Consider the following 4,299-nt stretch of genomic DNA (forward strand, 5'->3'; position numbering starts at 1 on the left):
GGGGCTCGGGGAGGGTTCCGGCCTTCATCGGATCATCAACCTCAATTGGGGCAGTTCCCCGGGGAACGGCGATCATGTTGGCGGATGGAGCCTCCGAAGTCAAAGCACCACCACTCAGGGAACCTCCAGGAAGAAAGCCTGACTTTCCACAGCGGGAAGCCCCAGTCCAGACGCCAGGGTGGGTGCCAGTTCATTGGGCATACGCCATGTCTGGCCACTGGGTTGGATCAACACCACCGCGTAGCGACCTCGGGGCAGCGCCAGCAGTGGCACTGGGTTCTCGGGCACCCGGACGTCCAGTGCCTGGGGTCGCACCACCACCTGCAGCTCCGGAACGCTGGCGCCTTCCATGCGCGGGTTGCCATTCTCGTCAGTGAGCGCGGCGATGGGGCCGTCCGGGACGAGCCCCGCGGCGAGCACGACGACATCCGGCTGGCCGTCCAGGGCGCCGGTGTCCGCGCGTGCGTAGTCCACACCCAGCGCGTCCGGGACACCATCGCGGTCCAGGTCGTTCTCGTCCACCAGGTTGCTGGCGTCATTCGCCAGCTTGCGCACCACCACGCGCGGCCAGAGGTCGGGGACGCCGTCCTGGTTGGCGTCGTCGGGAATGCCGTCGTGGTTGGCGTCCACGTAGCTGACGGCGAAGCCGTCCGGGCGCTGGTTCACCGCGCCGTCATGCAGGGACAGCGGCTGGAGGCGCAGCTGCTTCTGCGCGCTGCCCAGCTGCCCGTCGCCCTGCACCACCTGGAACGTGGGCCGATCCCTTGGCACGCGCGCGGTGTCGGAGAAGCTCACCGCCACGCCGGTGACGGGCTGCGGCTGGCCGTTTGCGTCCACGACGACCTCCACCGTGAGCGGCCTGCCAGTGGCGTCCACCGCCGCGCCGCCCACGTCACCCGCGTTGGGCTCGCTGGTGACGCCGTACCAGGGGTTGAAGTCGGAGCGGCGGCAGGAGGCGTCCGCGCCCGGACCGCAGCCGTTCACGTCAATGAAGCCGCGGAGCAGGTAGCGGCCCGCGGGCACCAGGCTGAAGCTGAAGGGCGCGACGAAGGGGCCGGGCGTGTCACCCGCCAGCGCCGGGCCGAAGAGCTGCTCGGCGGAGACGACGGTGAAGGTGACGGGGCGGCCGGTGCCCTGCGGCGGCGGGGGCCGGTCCGCGTCGTAGAGGAACACCACCGCGTTGCCACGCGCGCGTGACTGCACCACCAGGTGGCCGTCGATGCGCGCGGTGCGCGTGTTCTGCCGCACGTCGGCGGTGGGCACCACGGGCGGTGAATCACAGCCGAGCCCGAGCACGGACGCGAGGGCGAGGCCACCGGCGGCCCGCTTCCAGGAGGACAGGAGGGGGCGGCTCATGGAGTCACCGTCAGGGTCGCGTAGACGCGCCGCTCGATGCGATTGCCGAAGGGGTGCTGCGAATGCGCGCCGCCCAGGTGGCTGCCCACCAGCGCGACGGTGACGGTGTCCTTGACGGCCATGTAGCCCACGCGCGCGTTCACCACGGTGTAGGCGCGCAGCGGGTTGGACACCAGGTCGATGCGCGTGGGGTCCGCGGCGGCGGGCTCGCGCTCAATCCACGTGGAGGCGGAGGTGTAGGCCGCGTCCACGCCGAACTCCAGGTCCGCGCGAGAGCGGTAGGTGAGGCCGCCGTACAGCCGGAACTGTGGCGCCTGGTTGCACGGGCCGCACTCGGCCGTCGACTCGCGGTCCGACGTCACGTCCTGCAGCGACGCGCTCAACTTCAAGCCCAGGCCGTCCACCGGCGCCAGGGTGACGCCGGCCTCGGCGCCGCGCGCGGTGTAGACGGCGTCCTCGTTCTGGAAGGACGAGCTGCCCAGCAGGTACGAACCAGTGCCCGCGTCGTACGACTGGCCCGGCGGCAGCCGCGTCACCCCGGACAGGCCGATGAGGTCTCTCACCCGGTTCTGGTACACGGCCACGTCCAGGTCCATGCCCAGCTCCGGGGACTCGCCGCGCCAGCCCAGCTCGAAGGCGGTGAGGCGCTCGGGGCGCAGCTGCGTGTTGCCGGTGGTGAGCGTGCTCACGCCGTTGATGCCCGGCACGGGCACCGTCAACTGCGTGTAGCTCTCCAGGAACGTGGGCTCGCGGAAGGCGGAGGCCGCGCTCGCGCGGAAGGCGTGGTTTTCGAAGGGCTTGAACAGCGCGGAGATGCGCGGCGAGTGCGCCAGGCCCGGGCTGCCCAGGTTGAGCAGCGGGTGCCGGTCCACGCGGTAGCTGGCCACCAGCGCCAGCGGCTCCACGATGCGCCACTCGTCCTGGACGAAGAAGGCCGCGTGCACCTGCTCGCGCAGCGGCCCCAGGTAGTCTCCCCAGTCCACGCGCTTGAGGCGGCCCTCCACGCCGATGTTGAGCTGGTGCGTGCCCGCGAGCTCGAAGTCGCGCGCGAAGAGCAGCTCCGCGTTGAAGAGGTTGGAGCTGAGCGACGTCACCAGCGAGCGCTGGCCGGTGGCTTCATACTGCGGGCCCGCGTCGCTGGAGATGTGGTTCCAGAACGTCTTCAGCTTCAGCGGCCCCAGCTCCACGTCGCCCTTGGCGAAGGCGTTGACGCCGTCAATGAAGTAGTTGCGCAAGAGGCCCGGCGGATAGATTTCCGTGGTGAAGCGATTCACGCCGCCGGACAGGCCCACCTGCCGTCCTTCGGCGAAGGTGTACACGGCGGACAGCGACGCGCGCGCGCCGCGGGCGCCCAGGTCCGGGTCGGGGCCGCGCAGCGTCACGTCCGGCAGGCCGCTGGCGTAGTCCCGGCTCCACTTGTCCGTCTGCGAATAGCCCGCCGCCGCCCGGTAGCGCATCGCGCCCGAGCCGCCATGGCTGACGAAGGAGCCCGCGGCGGTGTTGCCGGTGCCGCCGGTGACGTTGAACCGCGCGCGCGGTCCGGTGCCGGGCGCGCGGGTGATGATGTTGACCACGCCCAACATGGCGTTGGCGCCGTACAGCGCGCTGCCCGGGCCGCGGATGACCTCGATGCGCTCAATCTCCTCCAGGCCGATGGGGATGGAGGACCAGATGGTGAGGCCCAGGAAGTCCTGGTACTCCGTGCGGCCGTCCACCAGCACCAGCACCTTGTTGGCGATGCGCTGGTTGAAGCCGCGCAGCGACACGTTGGCGCTGCCCACGCCCAGGGCCATGACGTCCGCGCCGGGCACGCGCCGCAGCAGCTCCGGCAGCGACGTGGCGCCCGACAGGCGGATGTCCTCGGCGGTGATGACGGTGGTGGCGTTGGGCGCGTCCAGCGAGGACTGCGCGCGGCGGCTCGCCGTCACCACGCGCTCCTCGTAGGGCACCGCGCCCAGGTCCACGCCGCCGGCCGCGTCGTCCGCGCTGGCGGGGGCGGCGCCGGTGGGCGTCAGGCCGGGGATGGTGGCGCTCCCCACGGGCATGGCCTCGGCCCGCTCAATCGCCTTCTCCAGCCGCTCCAGCAGCGCGCTCAGCTGCTGCTGGGACTGCATGCCCGCGGGGGGCGGCGGCATGGGCAGCGACGCCGGGTCCTGCGCGGCGGCCTGCGCCTCCCCGGCCTTCAGCTGCTCCTCCAGCGCGGCCACCATGGGCAGCACGGAGGCCGCGTCCGGCGGGTTGCTGGCCAGGTAGCGCTGGTACACCTCCAGCGCCTCCCTCGGCCGGGCCGAGTCCTGGTAGGCGCGGGCGATGTTGAAGAGGACGTTGGGGTGCGGCTTGATGGCGTAGGCGGCTTCGAGCTCGGCGATGCCCGCGTCGTATTGCTTCTGGGCGATGAGGCTCATGCCGCTGCGGAAGTGGCGGCGGGCCTCAAGGCGGGCGTCCGCCAGGGCCTCCCCCGCGCACAGGCACATCGCGAGGAGGCCCGCTCGTTTGAGGGCTGTCAGGGTTTTCACTAGTACGGGTCGTCCTTGTAGGGCGACGAGTCTGGGGCCTTTCCAGGCCGCGTGCTCGCCTTCTTCTTGAGCTGGAGCTTCTGCGTGAAGCGCTCCTCGGGGCCCGCGCCCTTGGCGACGGCGCGGGCGCGCTGGTAGCCGTCCAGGGTGAAGGTCAGCGCCGCTTCCGCCACGCCGCTCGCATCCGGAGCCACCTCGAGGTTCAGGGGCGTCTCGCCCAGGTCCTTCCCCTGGTACGTCACGCGCGCGCCCAGGGGGTCGCTGACGATGAGGAAGCGCACCGGCTCCAACTTGGGCCGCGTCAGCGGCGCCAGGGCCAGCTCCTCGTCGGACGCGCTCATCGCGGGCGCCTCGGGCGGGCTGGCGGCCTCGGGCACGTTGGCTTCGGGCACGGCCTGGGCGGTGGCGGGCGGTGGCGGTGTGACGG

General features: G+C 71.7%; 3 protein-coding genes. All 3 read right to left on the reverse strand.

Annotation, left to right across the window (positions count from 1 at the left end):
* Nucleotides 1-114: 114 nt before the first annotated feature.
* Nucleotides 115-1,356, reverse strand: coding sequence for a hypothetical protein (locus HV824_RS34940; protein WP_176419350.1), 1,242 nt, complete (start codon nucleotides 1,354-1,356; stop codon nucleotides 115-117).
* Nucleotides 1,353-3,830, reverse strand: a complete 2,478-nt coding sequence (locus HV824_RS34945) for a TonB-dependent receptor (RefSeq protein ID WP_176419390.1) — start codon at nucleotides 3,828-3,830, stop codon at nucleotides 1,353-1,355. Before HV824_RS34945 ends, HV824_RS34940 begins: the two co-directional genes overlap by 4 nt.
* 41 nt (nucleotides 3,831-3,871) lie before the next feature.
* On the reverse strand, nucleotides 3,872-4,299 hold a 428-nt coding region (locus HV824_RS34950; RefSeq protein WP_176425205.1), incomplete at its 5' end, for a PEGA domain-containing protein.

This window comes from Myxococcus sp. AM009 (genome assembly GCF_013372605.1).
Classification (GTDB): Bacteria; Myxococcota; Myxococcia; order Myxococcales; family Myxococcaceae; genus Myxococcus; species Myxococcus vastator.

Coding starts and splice junctions, on each gene's coding strand:
- HV824_RS34945 (WP_176419390.1), bottom strand. CDS start 3,830: ATGTGCCTGTGCGCGGGGGAGGCCCTGGCGGACGCCCGCCTTGAGGCC.
- HV824_RS34940 (WP_176419350.1), bottom strand. CDS start 1,356: ATGAGCCGCCCCCTCCTGTCCTCCTGGAAGCGGGCCGCCGGTGGCCTC.